15 protein-coding genes are annotated in these 17,503 nt (G+C 61.8%); 6 read left to right on the top strand and 9 right to left on the bottom strand.

The genetic code is table 11. The annotated features are described in order from the left end of the window. Positions 1 to 233: 233 nt before the first annotated feature. Together VNX23_RS26640 and VNX23_RS26635 are read left to right on the top strand one after the other, a co-directional pair. A complete protein-coding gene (locus VNX23_RS26640) occupies positions 234 to 1,229 on the top strand; it encodes an ABC transporter substrate-binding protein (protein ID WP_325634555.1) in 996 nt (331 codons plus the stop codon). Positions 1,230 to 1,566: 337 nt separating this feature from the next. Then, positions 1,567 to 2,127, top strand: a complete 561-nt coding sequence (locus tag VNX23_RS26635; protein ID WP_325634554.1) for a hypothetical protein — start codon at positions 1,567 to 1,569, stop codon at positions 2,125 to 2,127. A gap of 137 nt (positions 2,128 to 2,264) precedes the next feature. On the opposite strand, the gene VNX23_RS26630 is transcribed toward VNX23_RS26635, so the two are convergent. After that, positions 2,265 to 2,744, bottom strand: coding sequence for a helix-turn-helix domain-containing protein (locus tag VNX23_RS26630; protein ID WP_325634553.1), 480 nt, complete (start codon positions 2,742 to 2,744; stop codon positions 2,265 to 2,267). A 99-nt stretch (positions 2,745 to 2,843) separates the two neighbouring features. Here VNX23_RS26630 and VNX23_RS26625 point away from each other — a divergent pair, with 99 nt between their 5' ends. From VNX23_RS26625 to VNX23_RS26615, 3 genes are all read left to right on the top strand, one after another. Beyond that, positions 2,844 to 3,299 (top strand): nuclear transport factor 2 family protein, encoded by a 456-nt coding sequence (locus tag VNX23_RS26625; protein ID WP_325634552.1) that lies wholly within the window; start codon positions 2,844 to 2,846, stop codon positions 3,297 to 3,299. Between the two features lie 286 nt (positions 3,300 to 3,585). Then, the gene (locus VNX23_RS26620; protein ID WP_325634551.1) at positions 3,586 to 4,569 is read left to right on the top strand and encodes a putative zinc-binding metallopeptidase; all 984 of its coding nucleotides are present in this window, start codon (positions 3,586 to 3,588) and stop codon (positions 4,567 to 4,569) included. After that, positions 4,566 to 5,591, top strand: a complete 1,026-nt coding sequence (locus VNX23_RS26615; protein WP_325634550.1) for a D-alanine--D-alanine ligase family protein — start codon at positions 4,566 to 4,568, stop codon at positions 5,589 to 5,591. Before VNX23_RS26620 ends, VNX23_RS26615 begins: the two co-directional genes overlap by 4 nt. Before the next feature lie 250 nt (positions 5,592 to 5,841). On the opposite strand, the gene VNX23_RS26610 is transcribed toward VNX23_RS26615, so the two are convergent. The 6 genes from VNX23_RS26610 to VNX23_RS26585 all read right to left on the bottom strand — a co-directional run bounded on the left by VNX23_RS26610 (position 5,842) and on the right by VNX23_RS26585 (position 14,282). Beyond that, positions 5,842 to 7,560, bottom strand: a complete 1,719-nt coding sequence (locus tag VNX23_RS26610; RefSeq protein WP_325634549.1) for an iron ABC transporter permease — start codon at positions 7,558 to 7,560, stop codon at positions 5,842 to 5,844. Between the two features lie 122 nt (positions 7,561 to 7,682). Then, positions 7,683 to 8,744, bottom strand: coding sequence for an ABC transporter substrate-binding protein (locus VNX23_RS26605; RefSeq protein ID WP_325634548.1), 1,062 nt, complete (start codon positions 8,742 to 8,744; stop codon positions 7,683 to 7,685). A 148-nt stretch (positions 8,745 to 8,892) separates the two neighbouring features. Continuing rightward, positions 8,893 to 9,954, bottom strand: a complete 1,062-nt coding sequence (locus VNX23_RS26600; protein ID WP_325634547.1) for an ABC transporter ATP-binding protein — start codon at positions 9,952 to 9,954, stop codon at positions 8,893 to 8,895. A gap of 275 nt (positions 9,955 to 10,229) precedes the next feature. Next, the gene (locus tag VNX23_RS26595; RefSeq protein WP_325634546.1) at positions 10,230 to 11,417 is read right to left on the bottom strand and encodes a pyridoxal-phosphate-dependent aminotransferase family protein; all 1,188 of its coding nucleotides are present in this window, start codon (positions 11,415 to 11,417) and stop codon (positions 10,230 to 10,232) included. Between the two features lie 167 nt (positions 11,418 to 11,584). After that, entirely contained in the window at positions 11,585 to 12,313 is a 729-nt protein-coding gene (locus VNX23_RS26590) for a thermonuclease family protein (protein ID WP_325634545.1), read from the bottom strand. Between the two features lie 232 nt (positions 12,314 to 12,545). After that, on the bottom strand, positions 12,546 to 14,282 hold the full coding sequence (locus VNX23_RS26585; protein ID WP_325634544.1) for a hypothetical protein: 1,737 nt from the start codon (positions 14,280 to 14,282) through the stop codon (positions 12,546 to 12,548). Between the two features lie 490 nt (positions 14,283 to 14,772). On the opposite strand from VNX23_RS26585, the gene VNX23_RS26580 reads away from it, so the two are divergent. Beyond that, a complete protein-coding gene (locus tag VNX23_RS26580; protein ID WP_325634543.1) occupies positions 14,773 to 15,621 on the top strand; it encodes a caspase family protein in 849 nt (282 codons plus the stop codon). Positions 15,622 to 15,892: 271 nt separating this feature from the next. Here VNX23_RS26580 and VNX23_RS26575 read toward each other — a convergent pair whose 3' ends face one another. Together VNX23_RS26575 and VNX23_RS26570 are read right to left on the bottom strand one after the other, a co-directional pair. After that, a complete protein-coding gene (locus VNX23_RS26575; protein WP_325634542.1) occupies positions 15,893 to 16,813 on the bottom strand; it encodes an efflux RND transporter periplasmic adaptor subunit in 921 nt (306 codons plus the stop codon). 220 nt (positions 16,814 to 17,033) lie between these two features. Next, on the bottom strand, positions 17,034 to 17,503 hold a 470-nt coding region (locus tag VNX23_RS26570; protein WP_325634541.1), incomplete at its 5' end, for an SGNH hydrolase domain-containing protein.

Raw genomic sequence — 17,503 nt, 5'->3', positions numbered from 1 at the left:
GTGCGCGGGTCCAACTCGTCCGCCAGTGTCATATCGGGTTTCCCGGGCCCGTTTGCCAGACATATCAGCGACTGAAGGCGGAGGTCTGCTTGTTGACCGGGCTCCTGTGTGATCAGGGTTTTGGCGCGCTGTCGTAGCGTCTTCAACCCAGGACATGCACATGCAGTGAGTGCGAAGACCAGCGAGATGTGATACTTTGTGCCCCGTCGTCCTCAACCCGTGACGAGGATCAAATGAGGCGGCGTGAATTCATTGCGTCAGTTTGCAGCGCGCTGGCGCTTGGACCGTTCAAAGCGCGAGCTGAACAGGCCGACCGAATGCGCCGCATCGGTGTGCTAATGGCGCATCCGCAGAGCGATCCGGAGTTTCAGCAATACGCAGACACCTTTCGCGAGGGACTTGGCAAACTCGGGTGGATCGAAGGTCGTAACATCAGCTTCGAATTTCGCTGGGGCGCGCTTGATGATGCAGACGTAAGATCGCGGTCTGCGAAAGAACTCGTCGGGTTAAAGCCTGATTTGATCCTCACACAAAATACGCCGCCAACGGCGTCAATGCTTCAGCAAACGCGAAGCATTCCTGTCATTTTTGTTATCGTGGCCGATCCGGTTGGCAGCCGGTTCGTCCAGAGCCTGTCGCGGCCCGGCGGCAATGCGACCGGTTTCACAATAATGGAGCCAACGATTGCAGGCAGATGGGTGCAGTTGCTCAAAGAGATTGCGCCCCACGTCACGCGCGCCGCCCTTTTGTTTAATCCGGCGACCGCTCCCTATGCGGAAATTTACATAAAGCCTTTTAAGGGCGCCGCCAGTTCATTTTCGTTGGAAGCCATTTCGACGCCCGTTCACGATGAGGCTGAGCTGGAGTCCGTAATTGCTGCAGAGGCCCGGTTGCCAAATAGCGGTCTGGTCGTGATACCAGATGGTTTCCTGAACGTGCATCGAAAAATGATTGTTTCGTTGACTGCGCGTCACAAGTTGCCTGCAATCTATCCTTGGCCATTCTTTCCCGAGAGTGGTGGCCTGTTGTCCTATGGAAGCGAGCAGCGCGACGAGTTTCGCCTTGCTGCGGCCTACGCAGACCGCATTCTTAAGGGAGAGAAGCCGGCCGATCTTCCCGTTCAAGCGCCGACCGAATACAAGCTGGTCATAAATCTCGAAGCCGCCAAGCTGCTGGGTCTCACCGTCTCTCAGCAGCTGCAGCAACTTGCTAACAAGCTTATCGAGTAAAATGCGCGCGATCGTGTTGGCTCGCCGTCGCCGACGAGGTGATCGAGCGAGGCGACTGCATGTCGCCGTTTGGCCGTTCGCCTCATTCCGCTACCGCGCAGCAATGGGGTCGCTTTCAAAGTGAAGCGGACTGCTCGTTTAACAGCGTTGCTGTTTGCGGGAAGGTAACGGAGCCGACCTGTAGCAGGGGGAGCTGATCGCTCATTTGCGGCCAAATGGCGCGTTTGAAGAGGCCAAAAGGGAGCGTAACGTCATCACGTGCAAGCACCTTAGTGCAGACGCCCGCCTCCGGCTGACTCTGCGGCTGGTATCAACCAAAATCACGGAGGAATTCGCGATGAAATCGCTGGCCTATGCAACTCTATTTGCGCTCGCCCTTACCCCGAGCTGCGGCTTCGCTCAAGAGCGGAGCGGCCACAAGATGAGCGACGAAGAGCTGATCAAGCTGTCGCTGTCGGCGGCACCCCGGTCCATCGCCAAAGACGCAACAATTGTCGCCATGGATCATGACGGCAAGATGCGGACCTTGCGCAAAGGAACCGGGCAGTGGACGTGCATGCCAGGTCATGCCGATCCGGCCAACCCCGACCCGATGTGCGGCGATCAAAACGCGATGGAATGGGCTACGGCCTGGATGAATCACAAGGAGCCGCCCGCGAATAAGGTGGGCTTCATGTACATGCTCCGAGGCGACGGCGGTGCAAGCAACACCGACCCATATGCAACAAAAGAAGAGAGCGGCAACAACTGGATTAAAACCGGCGCACACGTGATGATCGTCGGCTCTGGAGCCAAGATGCTGGATGGCTATCCACGCGACGCGAAGGCAGACCCAGCGAGGCCCTACGTGATGTGGCCTGGCACGCAGTACGAGCATTTGATGCTGCCGGTCCGCTGATCTCGCGACCTCGCGATCCCCGCGTCCGCTTTACGGGCGGCAGTGATCTACTCCCCCCTGCTGCGCAGAGCTTGTGCTTGCGCCGCCGACGACAGCTTTTGTGATAACTGCGCGATTCATGCGCTTTTGCCGCGCCGTCACCTTGTTGCCGGGTGCAGGCGGCTTGCCAGAACCTTCGTCCCTGGTTTTGCCGCTCCGCCGGGCCCGGCAACAGCGTTGACGTTGGCGCTGCTGATCACCCCGCCGCACGCAGAGCAGGTGACCTGAGGCTGGAACTGCTGGCCACAATCTGTGTGAACAAACAGGATCGGGCTGCCTTCCTTTGGCCGCGCCCAGCGATCACCCCATGCCGTCAGGGCCAGGATGGCGGGCACCAGGTCTTGTCCAGCCTTCGTCAAACAATACTCGTACCGTGCTGGTCGCTGCTGATAAGCCTTTTTTTCGACAACGCCATTGCGCGCGAGCGACCTGAGACGTCTGGTCAGCAGGTTCCGCGATATGCCGAGGTCCTCAACCAACTCGTCAAACCGCGCGACGCCGAGGTACAGGTCCCTGATGATCAGTGGTGACCACCAGTCACCGATCAAATCGAGGCCACGAGCGAGCGAGCATCGCATCTTTGCGAAACTGGTTCTTTGCATGCGACGAGTATACTGAGTTGCATCTTTGAACTCAAGCGGCTAGTGTTAGTTCAATCGTTGAACTGGGAGGCCGAAATGTATCACGCGATCGTCCGCCACCGGGTCAGAGCGCTATTCAACGCGGTAAACCACGGCGACGCCGAACCTGTGCTCCGGCAGTTCGCGCAACGGTTTGAGCATTCGTTTCTTGGTGACGACCATGCTCTGGGTGGGTCGAGGAAAACCGCTTTGGCTGCTCGGCAATGGTACGAACGACTCTATCGGCTCTTGCCCGACATCCGGTTTGACCTCACGCGCATCAGCGTCAGTGGCGGGCCGTGGAACACAATCGTGGTCGTCGAGTGGAGCGAAACCAATTCAGGCACCGATGGTGTGCGCACCCATAATCGCGGTATTCATGTCATGCATCTGCGCTGGGGGCAGGCCACGCGCCTGCTGATTTGCCCTGACACGATTGGACTGAGGGCGACGCTCGATCGACTGGCCGCCGCCGGCAACACCGAAGCCCTGGCCGCGCCAATCGTGGATTGAGCAGTATCAGCCGGGACCGCTGTGGCCTGTCGCGTCATTCCGCGGCCCGCGCAGCAATCGCGTCGGTTCAGGGGTAAAGCGGACATCGACTGGCAGGCAAGGTCGGCCGGATCGGTCGCGAATGATCCGAAGCCGACGCACACCCGCCGGACAACGGCACGCTGCGAAGATTCGGCGGTTGTTGGCAGCAGCGTCCTATGACACCATCCCGACACCGAGTTGTTATGCCTCCTGGACCGCTATGCCACGCCGGAAATATCCCTGGGAAAAGCTATCGGATGAGCAGTTGCTCACGCGTCGCCTCAGCAGTCTGAGGATCGGGGTCGAAGGCACCTGGCTCGAGGATTGTGTCAGCGCCCTCTATGAAGAGCTCAAAGAGCGGGGCATCCGGCTGCGGCCACATGCCTGGATATCGAGCGAATGGTTTAGTCCGGCGGGCGTGCCCGGCATTGCTATACCCTTTTATCTCACCCATCCCCGCCTGATGAAGATCGAGAAGAAAATGATGCTCGACGTCGAGGGCGGCACTTGGTCCGAATGCATGGCCATTCTCCGTCATGAGGCAGGCCATGCCGTGCAGCACGCCTACCAGCTGCAACGCCGCCGGCGCTGGCAGCGGCTGTTCGGCCCGTCCTCGAAACACTACCCGCGCTACTACCGGCCCAATCCGGCCAGCCGGCGTTATGTCCAGCATCTCCGGCTCTGGTATGCGCAGAGCCACCCGGACGAGGATTTCGCCGAAACCTTTGCAGTGTGGCTGCGGCCACGCTCGAACTGGCGGACGCGCTACGCCGGCTGGCCGGCGCTGAAGAAGCTCGAATATGTCGACGAACTGATGGGCGAAATCGCTGGCAGGCGGCCGCCAGTCGCGACGCGGGAGCGCGTCGACCCGTTGCACGAGCTCAGCCAGACGCTTGGCGAACACTACCAGAAAAAGCAGGCGTTCTACGCCTTCACGCCACCGAAGACTTACGACCGTGACCTCTCCCGACTCTTTTCCGCCGACCCGCGGCATCGCCGGGGGCAACCGGCTTCGACCTTCATCAGGCGGCATCGCGCCCACATCAGGCAGCTGGTTGCGCAGTGGACGGGAGAGAATCAGCTTACACTGGATGCCGTGCTTGACGACATGATCTCCCGCTGCCGCGAGCTCGATCTGCGTGCCGTCGGCTCCGATCGGAAGCTTTTGATCGACTTCACCGTCCTGCTGACCGCCAAGACCATGCACGCGTTGTTCGGTCCGTCGCGGCGCAAATGGATCGCCTTATGAGACGCCTGCGCGTTCTGGTGCTCATGCATACGGACTTTGTGCCTCCGGACTCTACCGACGGATACACCGCGCGCGAAATCAACGAATGGAAAACAGAATACGACGTCGTGAGTACCTTGCGCGCGGCCGGCCATGACGTTCGCCCGCTCGGCGTGCAGGAAGAAATCAAACCGGTGCGCGACGAGATCGAAAGCTTCAAGCCGCATGTGGTATTCAACTTGCTGGAGCAGTTTCACCATGAACCGGTGTATGACCAGCACATTCCAAGCTTTCTCGAGCTGATGAAGATCCCCTATACCGGGTGCAACCCGCGCGGCCTGATCCTGGCGCGCGGCAAGGACCTGTCCAAAACATTGGTGCACCATCGTCGGATCGCGGTGCCGGCCTTCGCCGTATTCCCGATGCGCCGCAAGGTCAAACGACCGGCGCGCCTTGCGCTGCCACTGATCGTCAAGAGCCTGAACGAGGATGGATCGCGGGGGATCGCCCAGGCATCCATCGTTGATACGGACGACAAGCTCGCGGAGCGCGTCGCCTTCATCCATGAGCGGGTCGGAACGGCCGCCATCGCCGAGCAATATATCGAGGGACGCGAACTCTATGTCGCCGTGCTCGGCAACAACAGGCTGCAAGTGCTGCCGGTTTGGGAATTGAAGTTCGGCACCATGGGCGGTCAGGCGATCGCCACCGAGAAGGTCAAACACGATCTTAGTTACCAGGAGCGCGTCGGAATTGTAGATGGGCCGGCCAAGAACCTTACGCCGGAGGTATCCGCCCTTATTCAGCGAACAGCGAAACGCATCTACCGAATACTGGGGCTCGATGGGTACGCCCGCATCGACTTTCGCCTCTCTGCCGACAGTACTCTGTATTTCATCGAAGCGAACCCCAATCCGGAAATCGCAAAGAGCCAGGAGTTCGCCACGGCGGCCCGGCATGACGGGCTCGATTACCCGTACCTGCTGCATCGCATTTTGGCTCTCGGAATAAGCCGGGCAAAGGCGGGCGTGTCCGCAGGCTGAAAGACAACGCCAGAGGGGCATGCAGGAGACCCACGTCGCCCCTTGGCCCGTCGTGTTATTTCGCGGCCCGCGCAGCAATCGCGTCGGTTTAGGGGTAAGCGGACATCGACTTGCCGCGCAATGACGCGAACTTCGCAAATCAGGACACTGTAGCGTTTTCGAGCGAAGTGGATACCGGTTCGCGTGGAGAAAACGCGTCAAAACAAAAGATTAGAGCCTCGGTTCTGATTCAATCAGAACCGAAAAGGCTCTAGTTGCGCAGCCGCGCGCCGGCATTGCCGCCAAACATCGGAATCCGGTTGACCGCGAGCACCACCGCGAAAGTGATGAGCAGCATCGCAATCCCGAGCACGGAAATCGCGGCGAGGTCGCCGCTCTCGTTGAGGTCGTAGATCAGGACGCTGATCACCTTGGTCTGCGAGGTGAACAGCACTATCGCGGCGGAGAGCTCCCGCATCACGCCGATGAAGATGAAGCACCAGGTTGCGATGACGCCGGTGCGCAGCAGGGGGGCCGTGATCTGACGCAGCGACTGCAGGCGCGTCGCGCCGAGAATGCGGCTGGCATCCTCGAGCTCGGGATGGATGGTGGCAAACGCCGCCTGCAATTGCTGATAGGCCGACGGCATGTTGATGGTCAGGAACGCGATCAGCAGGATCCATAGCGTTCCATACAGCACGAAAGGCGGCCGCGTATAGCTGAGGAACAACCCGACGCCGAGCACGATGCCGGGAACGGCAACCGGCGCGGTTGCAAGAAAGCCAAGCACGCGATGACCCGCGATCACCCGGCGGGTGGTGACATAGGCGACCACTAGCGCCAGCAGGGTGCCGATCGTCGCCGTCGAGGCACCGAGAATGACCGTATTCTTCAGCGCAAGCTGGGTCGACGACAATTCAGTGAACACGAATACGATGTTGTGCAGGGTGAAGGTCGACGGCGTCACCAGCGTCGTTGCGTTGGGCGAGAAGGACGCGTTGAGAAGCGCGAAATAGGGCAGAAACACCGGGTTGAGCAGCATCAACAGGCAGAACGCGAGCGCCGCCCAGCGCCACTTTTTCATTTCGACGCGTCGCGGCGGGCCGTATTTGCCGCCGAGCACCGAATAGCCGCGGCGACCGAGCAGGAACTTCTGCCCTTGCAGCAGCAGAATGGTCAGAATCAAGAGTGGCACGGCCGCGGCCGCCGCAAGCTCCAGCTTCGGCGGATACTGAAACAGGCTCCATATCTTGGTGGTCATGGTGTGGAAGCCGGCCGGCAGCGCCAGGATCGCCGGTGAGCCGAACAGCGTCATGGCTTGCAGAAACGCGATCAGCGCGCCGGCGACAATGGCGGGTAGCGCCAGCGGAATCGTCACGCGCCGCGCCGTGGTCCATGCCCTGCCGCCGAGAATGGCGGAGGCATCTTCGAGTTCGCCGGGCATGTTGTCGAGCGCGTTGGCAACGAGCACGAATACAAAGGGAAATGTGTAGCAGGAAATGACGAAAATCACACCGACCAGCGAATAGATGTTGAACAGGTGCTCGTCGGATTCCGCGCCCGTGACGACACGGTAAAGCTGATTGAGCAAGCCGCTGTTGGGCGCCGCCAGCAATTCCCAGGCAACCGCGCCGAGAAACGGCGGCGTCACGAACGAGGCCGTGACCAGCGCGCGGATGAACTGCCGTCCGGGCATATCGGTGCGCGACACCAGCCATGCCATGGGCGCGGCGATGGCGCAGCAGATCACGGCGGAGCTGGTCGCGATGATCGCCGTGGTCAGCAACGGGTCGAGGAAGTCGGGATCGGTGAACAGCGTGACGAAGTTCTGCAGCGTCAGGTGATTGGCCTTGTCGCTGACGCTGTAGATCGCAAGCCACGACATCGGCAGCAGGATCAGCGCGACCAGAAATGCGGCGAACAACCAGAGGACCGGCCTGGTCCAGTCGAACCTGCCTCGGGGAGCGTCGATGCTGGTGATGACGGTCATGTTGCTAGCCAAAAGTTTCCCTCGTCCTGAGGAGCGGCGAAGCCGCGTCTCGAATGATGAGGATACGAGGTGGCCTCATGGTTCGAGACGGCGCCAAAGCGCCTCCTCACCATGGGGGGTAGTTATACTTTAAACAGCCGCGCATAGCGCGTCTTGATCTCATCCGCCATCTTCTCGACGCCCGCAGGGTCTTCCTTCATCAGCTTGATGTCGGAAATCTTGCGGCGGCCCGGTTTCGCCTGCACCTGGGCATGAACCGAATATTGTGCCGTGAAGTCGATGAAGAACTGCTGGGTTTGCCGCGTATGCAGCCACGCCTGAAACAGCCTTGCGGCATTCGGATGCGGGGCGCTTGCGAATATTCCGGTAGGGCCGGAAATTGTCGGCGTGCCCTCCGCCGGATACACCGGCTCGACCGGCTGACCGGCCTCCTTGAGAAGAACGACATTATACTCGTTGCCGTCCGCCATCACGGCGCGCTCGCCGAGCGCCAGTTTTTTCGGCGGGTCGGTCGATGATTGCACCTGCATCACGCGCTGCTTCGACAGTCTCTCGAAATAGTCCCAGCCGAGTTCGCGAACGAGCTGGAACGTGGTCGTCATGATGGTGCCGCTATAGGCGGGATGGCCCTTGACCATTTTCCCCGCCCATTTCGGCTGCAAAAGGTCGGCAAAACCTTGGGGGGCGTCCTCCGGTTTGACGAGGTTGGTGTTGTAGGCGATCGACGACAGCCAGAGCCGGGAGGTCGCGAACATTCCGTCGCCATCGCGATACTCGGGCGGAAAATATCTTGCGATGTCTTCGGACACAAAGGGCGCCAGCCAGCCGTTGCGCTTCCAGGGGATAAAGTGCGAGGCATCTGCGCTGTTGATGACGTCGGCGGCATGAATGCCAGATGCAAATTCCTGCTCGACGCGCTGAAACAATCGCTCGGAGCCGGTGCGCTCGATCTGTACCTGGATATCAGGATATCGCGCCTCGAAGGCCTTTCCGAGTTTTTCCCCCACGGGAAGATCCATCGGGGAATACAGCACCACCTTGCCTTCCTTTATTGCCGCTTCGATCAGTTGTGGCGTGATCGCTTGCACCTCCGGGGCGGCAGCCTTCAGCGGCGCGGCGAAAACCGTCAAGCCAAGCGCCGCCGAGCCAGTGATGATGCCGCGCCTGGTTACGGCTGTGCGCATCGCCTCGGTTTCCTTTTTCCGGTCATTGCGAGGAGCCCTCGCGACGACGCAATCCATAGCGCGTGCATGGTGGCCATGGATTGCTTCGCGGAGCCTGTCATCGGGCGCGCATGCGCGCGACCCGTTGGCTCGCAATGACGGCCACCGATCATCGGCTGAGGGCCCGGCAGCGTTCGGCCGGCAGCGTGAGCCAGACCTCGGTGCCGGGTGCGACGGCCGTGCGCGTCGAGGTGACCGCGCGCAACACTGTGCCGTCGGAAGTTTCGACCATGTAGTCGCGGTTGGCGCCGAGAAACACCTGGCGGGTGACGGTCGCCTTGACGGAATTGTCGGATTCTTGCGGCGCCTTCGTCGAAAGCTGGATGTCGTGCTGGCGGATGGCGACCGCGGCGCCCTGATTGGCCGTCAGTTTCGCGCCCACCACGCGCAAGCTCGCGCCGGAGAATGAGATGTGGTTTTCGTCCCGAGCAACGCCCCGGATCACATTGCTCGAGCCGATGAAGCGCGCGACGAATTCCGATTGTGGCCGGTCGTAGATCTCCTCCGGCGTGCCGAGCTGATCGATCTTGCCGCCGTTCATCACCGCGATCAGGTCGGCGGTGGTCATCGCCTCCGACTGGTCGTGGGTCACATAGACCGTCGTATAGCGATATTGGTCGTGCAGGCGGCGGATTTCGAATCGCATCTCCTCGCGCAAATTGGCATCGAGGTTGGAGAGCGGCTCGTCCAGCAGCAGCGTCTCCGGTTCGACGACCAGCGCGCGCGCCAGCGCAACGCGCTGCTGCTGCCCGCCCGACAATTCGCCGGGATAGCGATGGGCGAGAGCCTCAAGCTTGGTGGTTGCAAGGATCGCTTTCAGCTTCTTGGCGATGGTATCGCGATCCATTTTCCTCAAGCGCAAGCCGTAAGTGATGTTGTCGGCAACCGTCATGTGCGGCCAGAGCGCGTAGCTCTGGAAAATCATAGACATGTTGCGCTGCTCGGGGGGCATGGTGCGCGCCTGCGAAGACACCATGCGGTCGCCGACATGGATTTCGCCGTTCGTCGGCTCGAGGAATCCGGCGATCAGCCGCAGCGTCGTGGTCTTGCCGCAGCCCGAGGGGCCCAACAGGCAGATCAACCGTCCATGGTCGATCCGCAACGAGACATTGTCCACGACGGCTAGCGATCCAAACCGCTTGGTCAGGCCGCGCAATTCAACGGACGCCAATCACTTCACTCCCTGTTCTTTCCTCGCGCGCATTCTTGGCCGACCAGGTCCACGCCGGCGGCGGGAACCTGATTGCGACGAGAACCGAATGCCCGCTTGGGAATACGCGCGCCGGTGCCGGCGGCTTATTTATCGCCAGATCAGTATAAGCACGAATGCCGGGGGGCCGAAAAGCCTTGAGGCGCGCCTGGTGGTCCGATTCTAACACTGCAGCGATGGACTGCGAACTTCGAAAAGCGGGCACCAGGTGGCTAGCGAATGTCAAATCCGCTCCACTAGGCGGTCACACTTTCTCCGAGAAAGTCGATCGCCGCCTCGACGCCGCTTCGGCCGTGCGGGATGCCGAGCGCGCGCAGGCCGACTTCGATGACGGAAAGCGTGCCAAGGATCATCGGCGCGTTGACGTGGCCCATATGGGCGATCCGGAACGCCTGGCCCGTGAGTTCGCCGATCCCGACGCCAAGCACGACGCCGCATTTTTCTTTGCAGTAGCGCTGCAGCGCGAGCGGATCATGACTGCTTGCCATCACCACGGTGGTGACCGTGTCCGAGCGCTCGTTCGCCTCGGCGATATTGAAGGCAAGCACCTGGCCTTCGGCCCAGATCGCAACCGCGCGGCGCACGGCTTCGGCCAGCAGCCAGTGGCGCCGGAATGTGTTTTCGAGGCCTTCAGCGAACAGCATGTCGATCGCCTGGCGCAGTGCGAACAGCAGATGAATCGGCGCGGTGCCGCCGTATTTCCGGTAATGCTCGGTGCCTTCCCGTTCCGTGCAGTCCCAATAGGGCGTTCGCAGCCCTGCCGTCTTGTGCACTTTAAGGGCGCGCGCATTGGCGGCGCAGAAGCCCAGCCCCGGCGGCGTCATCAGGCCTTTCTGCGAGCCGCACATGGCGACGTCGATGCCCCAGGCATCCATCTCGAACGGCATGCAGCCGAGCGAGGCCACAGTATCGACCAGAAACAGCGCCGGGTGACCGGTTGATTTGATCCCCTTGCCGATGGCTTCGATATCGTTGAACGCGCCCGAGGCGGTATCGACCTGCACTGCCAGAATCGCCTTGATCCTGTGCTCCTTGTCCTGGCGCAGGCGGGCCTCGACGGCAGCGGGCTTCACCGCGTGTCGCCAGTCGCCCTTGAGCACTTCGACGTCCACGCCCATCGCGGCCGCCGCATTGCCCCAGCCAACCGCAAAGCGGCCGCTCTCGAGAACCAGGATCTTGTCGCCGCGCGACAGCACGTTGCTGATCACCGCTTCCCACGCGCCATGGCCGTTGGCGATGTAAATGTAGGATTGGCCTTTGGTCGCGAACAATCTGGAGAGATCGCGCAACAGGCCGTCGGTCAGCTGCACCATCTGCTCGGAATAGATGTCCATCGCCGGACGGTGCATCGCCTGCAGCACTTCGTCGGGCATGGTGGTGGGCCCGGGGATCGCCAGGAATTCCCGGCCCGCGCGAACGACCATTTTGTGATTCCTCTTGCTTTGGCTCCGGGCAAGGGATGCCGGGGATTGGCGGGAAATTCAAGCCGGACCGCTATGATATTGCAGTGAGCGGCCCATTCCGGAAAGCGCTGCTGCGCGCGCCCCGCCAAGTCAGTCGTCTCCGCGTACGTGGAATCCAGCGCGCCACGCTATCGCTTGGTTTCACGGCAGCCGGCGGCCTCGGCTTCATCGACCGAGCAGAACCAGCGCGTGCCCTTGGTGATCTTCATCTCGATCTTCGCATACCAGCGGCTGGTCGGCTTGTGGTAGATGCACTCGCCGGCCCGGTTGACGTTGCCCTTGATGGTGCAGTCGGGCGAGGGCGCCACCGATCCCGAGGCCGAAGCCATCAGTATCGCATGCGCGTTCTCCGGCGGCTTGGCAGCACCGAGGATGGCGGTCTTCTTGTTGCGGACCCGCCAGTCCCATGGCGCGATGAATGCGCCCTGCCACATGCCGAGCTTGGCCTCGCGCGCAGCCTTTTCGTCCTCGTCGTAATCGTGGGAGAACCTGGTATAGGACAGCGCCCAGCCGTTGCGCACCAGCCATTTCTGGATGTCCTCGCCATCGACCTCGCATCTGGCGATGACGCGGCCGCGTCGATCGGCGGCCTGCCGCATGTGGCAACTCCAGTTCTTGTTTTCGGCGTGCTTGATCAGTTCGTCACGCGCCGCCACCCCGCAGGTCCAGCGCTCGCCATCGTTGTTGAGGCAGAGCTGATCCACCGAGGGCGCGTCGATTCCGCCCAGGCGAATTCTTGTGTTGCCGATCTGGACCGTATCGCCCTCGCGGACTTTCGCGGTGCCGGTGATGTCGGCGGCCTGCGCCATCGCCGGCAGGAAAACAGCAATAATCGCCAACAAGGGTTTTGGGATCATGTGAAGAGGACCCGTTCAAATGGAATTACGGCTCAATGCGGGCGGATTGTGGTGTGGATTGGGCCAACGCGCCAGCGCCCTTGCGGGAATAAAGTTTCAATTTTGTGCGATACGCACCTGCTGAAACATGATGAAGCTCGGCTGGACTTTAGCCACGATGAAAGCGTGGTCCCTCTCCCCAACGGGGAGAGGTGCACGGAGCCTGCTGGCAAAGCGATTCAACCTGACTTCATCATGCCTGGTCCCGCGCCTGCATCGCCTTGCGCGCGAGCGCAAGCCCCATCAGGACGAAGGCCGAGGTGGCTTCCGCGCCGCCGACCAGAATGCGTGTCGGCGTCTTCATCTTGTTCCACTCATAGGCGTGATACGGCCCCCGCCGTCCGCCTTCGCCGAACTGGCCGACGATGCACTGCAGGGCGGGCGTAAACGTGCTCGCCTCGGCGGAAAGATGCGTAAGCGCGATCAGCGAAAGGGCCGCGTCGAACACGTTCATTTCGCGCGCGATCATCTCATCCCGGACATAGGCGAGCACCTTTTCACGGATCAACGCGAACGCACCGCCGCCATCGAGTAGTTCCCGCGCATCCGGAGGCAGTGCGATGAAGGCGGCATAGCAGCGGCCGAAATAGGCGCAATAAAGCTCCGGCAGATAATAGATGTGCGAGCGCGGATCGGCGAAGGCACCGCTTGCCGCGAGCCGCTTCTGGAAGGCGATGATCGCCTGCACGAATTTGAGCCGCCGCGGCGTCTCGATGATCTTCCAGCGGGCGAGGTTGCGAAAACTGACTTCCAGAATGTCGAGATTGAGCGTCGGATCGAGGTCGTTGCCGAACGGCCGTTCCCCCTTGAGGCTGTCGATCCAGGTGACGACGCCGCCGTCATAGTCGATATGGTCATTGAGCGGGACGCTCACCCTGGGTTCGTTGGCGCCAGGCTGAACCTGATAATCGGCATAGAAATCGGTCAGCGGCTGATCGAGCATCGGGTCATCAGAGCCGGCTTGCGTCGCGGCCGACAGCGAGCAGGCCGTGGTGTCGCAGTCCGGCACGTAGACGCCGAAGCCGAGGTTCTGCTTGATTTCGGTGAAGAAGCGGGAAAAGCGCGGATGCGGCGGTGGCGCCATCGCGGTGACGACGTCGAAGGCGCGGCCGTCCCGCGCGCGCACCCGCTCACGGCTCGGCTTGAGGCAAAAATCGACCATGGCCGTGATCGCGCACTGTGCGGCACGGGCCTGTTCGGCCGACGCCAGCCCCGTCGCGACGAAGCTCAACAACGCTTCGGTATAGAACGCATCGTAATAGGCCGAGCGGTGGCGGATCTGGACGGGCTGCCACATCGGCTCGGCAATGCCGGCCCATGCCGGGCTGATCAGGTCGCGTGCCGGCGAGCGCGCGATGAAAATCCGCGCCAGATTGAAAAGCAGGGTCGAATTCTTGTAGGCGCGCGCGTTCAACCCCGTCAGTGCGGTGAGGAATTCGCGGCCTCGCAGGTCCGGGTCGCCGATCAGATTGAAGGCGGCGTAGGCCGGGATGAAGCCGTTTTTTCGGAACGAACCCAATAGATGCGCGCCGCAGGCGCGGATCACGCGCTCGATCTCACCCTGTGCAGGCGGCGCTTCCCCCACGCGCACCGGCCGGGGCTGCGGATGGCGCAGCTCGACCTTGTCCAGAAGCTCCGCCACCGGCTGGCCGATGGCGGCCCAATCCGGCGTCTCGTCATCGCGCGCCCGCACCAGGGCTTCGCGAACACCTTGCAGCCGCGCCGGCTCGTTGAGCTCCGGCAGCCCACTTCGCCGCAACAGCCCCCGCAGCGCCGGGTTGGCCAATGCGGTGTTGTAGAATTTGGCGAGGTGCGGATCGCCGCCGGCCCGGTCCAGGAGGAGGGGGTCGCAGACGTCATACAGCGATGGCCCGTCCTTCCGGGCCGTCAGCGCCCGGTATGCGGCTGCCGCGAGATCCCCAAAAGCCATCCAATCTCTCGCGGGCGGTTTTGCCGCACGCCCCCCAAAAGGCACAAGCCGAACCTAGTCCAATCTTCGAGAGCCCATCCAGGTTCAAAGACTCGACCCGCTCGCTTTTCCCTGAGTTGCGGTAGCGGGTTTTCCGTCCACGCCGCAAGTCCTTGAAAAATGGCATGAAAGTATGGGAGATGCCAAGCAAGGGGTCGCAAATTCCACAAAAGTCGGCCAAATCGCTCGCAAGTCGAGAATAAGCTCTGTGACCGACATCACAGCCTGTGGACGGCGACCGGGGCCCATTATCCAAACGGTAACCAAGGCGGGTCAACCACCTGTCAAGCAATCTCTGAGGTTGTCGGTGGGGACCCAACGGGGTTAAGGGTTTGTTTGTTGCGGCGCCGCAAATTGAGCTTATTTGGACGGCACAGCAACCGGCAACCCCTAAAACCTGACAGGTGTTGGCGCCACCAAAATGCGCGCGCGACCACGAATGAGAGTAGCGATGGACATCAGCAAGCTTGGCCTCTCCCGCCGTTCGGTAGCCATCACCGCCGCTTTGGTCGGCATGGTGTCGCTGGCGATCGGCGCCCATGCCGCGCTGAACAAGCGGGCGCTGGACGCGGCCGAGCCGGTTGCGACCGAGCAGGCTGACGCCGGCCGCCCATCGCGGATCGCGCTCGTCATCGGCAATGGCCATTATCCCGACGCCAATGCGCCTCTGACCCAGTCGATCAATGACGCCCGCGCTCTGACCGCGGCCCTTCGGCAGGACGGGTTTGACGTCGATGTGGTGGAAGACGCCACCCACGACGACATGAGCCGCGCCATCGCCCGGTTGAAATCCATGGTCCGCCCGGATTCGGTGGTGATGCTGTTCTTCGGCGGCTACGGCATCCAGGCTGGGCGCGAGAGTTTTATGATCCCGGTCGATGCCACGATCTGGAAGGAAGCCGATGTGCGCCGCGACGGCATCAGCGTTGAATCGGTGCTGGACGCCATCAAGGAGAATGGCGCCTGCGCCAAGCTCGTCGTCCTCGACGCCTCCCGTCGTAACCCCTACGAGCGGCGCTTCCGCGCCTTCTCGCATGGGCTGGCGCCGATCGGTGCGCCCGACAACGCCCTGATCCTGACCTCGGCGACGCCCGGCAAGGTGGCAGATGACGCGGATGGCCAGCACTCGGTGCTGGTTTCCGAGCTGCTCAACAATCTCAACGCCCAGACTGCGGCCGCCGAAGCCGTCTTCAACAAGACTCGCGTCGCGATCTCGAAGGCCACCGACGGCGCCCAGGTCCCCTCGGTCTCCTCCTCGCTGCTCGAGGACGTGCGTTTCGGCGCCAGCGCCGGAAGCTGAGGCTTTTCATTCCACTGTCATTCCGGGGCGCGCGAAGCGCGAATCTCGACTTCACCTCTCCCTTGCGGGAGAGGCATAGGCCGCCTGCGGCGGCCGTTCCTTGAAGGCACGCCGAAGCAAGGCTTCGGCTATGTCGCATCGATAGATGCGATCCGGGTGAGGGGTTACACCCTATCGATAGATCTGAACCCCCTCACCCCAACCCTCTCCCACAAGGGGAGAGGGAGCACACCTTCTTCGCGGCTATCGTCAGCCGGATTTGGCGTGCATCCTAATTCCCCTCCGCCACCGCCGTAACCGGCCGCACTTGATCGCCCTCGCGCAATAGCGCGCCGGCGCGGGCCACCACGATGTCGCCCTCGGCCAGACCTTCCTTGACTTCGACCTGCGCGCCATAAATCAGGCCGAGCTCGACTCGCTTGGTCTCGACGCGCGCGCGCCGCACCACCTGCACCACGGTGCCGGCGCTTCCATAGAGCACCGCGGAGAGCGGCACCGACACCGCGCAGCTCTTCCCGGTCGTGATCAGCGCGCGGCCGGAGGAATTGACCAGCAGCCTGCGGTTGGTCGTGATCGCCACGAACACCTGGCCCAGCTGGCTGTTGGGCTCGACGGTAGCCGACACGCGGCGGACCTTGCCCTCGACATCGCCGGCACCGACGATCTTCACGCGCGCCGTCTGATTGACCGCGAGCTTGGAGATGTACTGCGTGGGCACCAGGCCGACCAGGTCGAATTCGCTGCGGGCGATGATGGAGAACAGCGCCTCGCCCTTGGGCGAGGCGATCGCGCCGATGACGGCAGTCGAAGCGGAGATCAGCCCGGCGACGGGCGCCTGCAGCATCGTGGACCCGCCCTCGGGAAAATTCAGCCGGGCCAGATTCTGCCCCGCAGTGACGGTGTCGCCGGGCTCGGCCAGGATTTCGGCGACCTTCAGGCCCGGCCGATCGGGGCGAACCATGGTTTCCTCGCGCGGGATGATGATGCCGGAGGCCTCGACAATGGCGGGGAAGCAGAATTTCGCCGCCTTCAGCACCGTCACCGTTGCGCCTTTCCCCCCATCCTTCGGCACGTCGGGTTCGTCGGCGGCGAGCGAAGGGGAGGCAAGGGCGAGCGCGATGACGGCGGCCGTCACGACGGCGAGGGGGGCGAGGAGGTTTCGTGAAGGGTGGGGTAAGGCGAAAGAGGTCATCGGCGTTCCTGGCTGGTCTCGGTCCTTTCGATAGCAGAAGGCGGGCGGCAGGGCCAAGCGGGATAGGGGCAGGGAATCGGAGGGCCGATTAAAAGGATGGTCTATGAAATCCGTTCTAGCTTTCCGGGCTGTATCGAGGTCAAGCCACCAATTACGATTTATACAATGGGTGTTTCGGAATCCCGGCGATTCCGTTTTGCATGGCTGGGCGAGGACTTCTTTACATAAACAAGAAATCGAGAAAGTGGAGATGGGCGCGAACGAAGACAGGACGTAAATGCATCCCGTCCGAAAATTTCGGCTCGCGCGCTTCAAAGAAAGGCGAACAGGTGTTGCCACTGCCGCAGACGTCCGGAAACGGATCAAGGAGTCCAGCCCCAGTGCACTCGGAGATGATGCGCAGATCGGTATCGACGGAGTTGTAGACAGATCGAAGTTCAGCAAGCGAGACCGGCTCCCCAGCATCCCTGGCAACTCGAATGCTGGTCATGCTTCGCGTTACCATCGCGCCGGGATTGAAGCGGCCGTGAACGGGAGCCCCTAACACCAAGTAAACCGCGGCTCCTTCACTCTGCAACATTCGCACATAGTCTTCGAGGTTCGCGTAGAAAGCGTCTTTGCCCTCTTGCGTATCTAAGGGCAGCTTCCTTCCTTTTCGTTCTATCAGCATGTTTTTGTCGCGATAGCCTA

This window comes from Bradyrhizobium sp., from assembly GCF_035570375.1.
Classification (GTDB): domain Bacteria; phylum Pseudomonadota; class Alphaproteobacteria; order Rhizobiales; family Xanthobacteraceae; genus Bradyrhizobium.
The sequence above is the reverse complement of the archived record's forward strand: the minus strand, read 5'-3'. Positions and strand labels throughout refer to the sequence as shown.

Excerpts from the sequence above, each read along its gene's own strand:
- VNX23_RS26640 (WP_325634555.1), top strand. The coding sequence starts at position 234 with ATGAGGCGGCGTGAATTCATTGCGTCAGTTTGCAGCGCGCTGGCGCTT.
- VNX23_RS26635 (WP_325634554.1), top strand. The coding sequence starts at position 1,567 with ATGAAATCGCTGGCCTATGCAACTCTATTTGCGCTCGCCCTTACCCCG.
- VNX23_RS26630 (WP_325634553.1), bottom strand. The coding sequence starts at position 2,744 with ATGCGATGCTCGCTCGCTCGTGGCCTCGATTTGATCGGTGACTGGTGG.
- VNX23_RS26625 (WP_325634552.1), top strand. The coding sequence starts at position 2,844 with ATGTATCACGCGATCGTCCGCCACCGGGTCAGAGCGCTATTCAACGCG.
- VNX23_RS26615 (WP_325634550.1), top strand. The coding sequence starts at position 4,566 with ATGAGACGCCTGCGCGTTCTGGTGCTCATGCATACGGACTTTGTGCCT.
- VNX23_RS26610 (WP_325634549.1), bottom strand. The coding sequence starts at position 7,560 with ATGACCGTCATCACCAGCATCGACGCTCCCCGAGGCAGGTTCGACTGG.
- VNX23_RS26605 (WP_325634548.1), bottom strand. The coding sequence starts at position 8,744 with ATGCGCACAGCCGTAACCAGGCGCGGCATCATCACTGGCTCGGCGGCG.
- VNX23_RS26595 (WP_325634546.1), bottom strand. The coding sequence starts at position 11,417 with ATGGTCGTTCGCGCGGGCCGGGAATTCCTGGCGATCCCCGGGCCCACC.
- VNX23_RS26590 (WP_325634545.1), bottom strand. The coding sequence starts at position 12,313 with ATGATCCCAAAACCCTTGTTGGCGATTATTGCTGTTTTCCTGCCGGCG.
- VNX23_RS26585 (WP_325634544.1), bottom strand. The coding sequence starts at position 14,282 with ATGGCTTTTGGGGATCTCGCGGCAGCCGCATACCGGGCGCTGACGGCC.
- VNX23_RS26580 (WP_325634543.1), top strand. The coding sequence starts at position 14,773 with ATGGACATCAGCAAGCTTGGCCTCTCCCGCCGTTCGGTAGCCATCACC.
- VNX23_RS26575 (WP_325634542.1), bottom strand. The coding sequence starts at position 16,813 with ATGACCTCTTTCGCCTTACCCCACCCTTCACGAAACCTCCTCGCCCCC.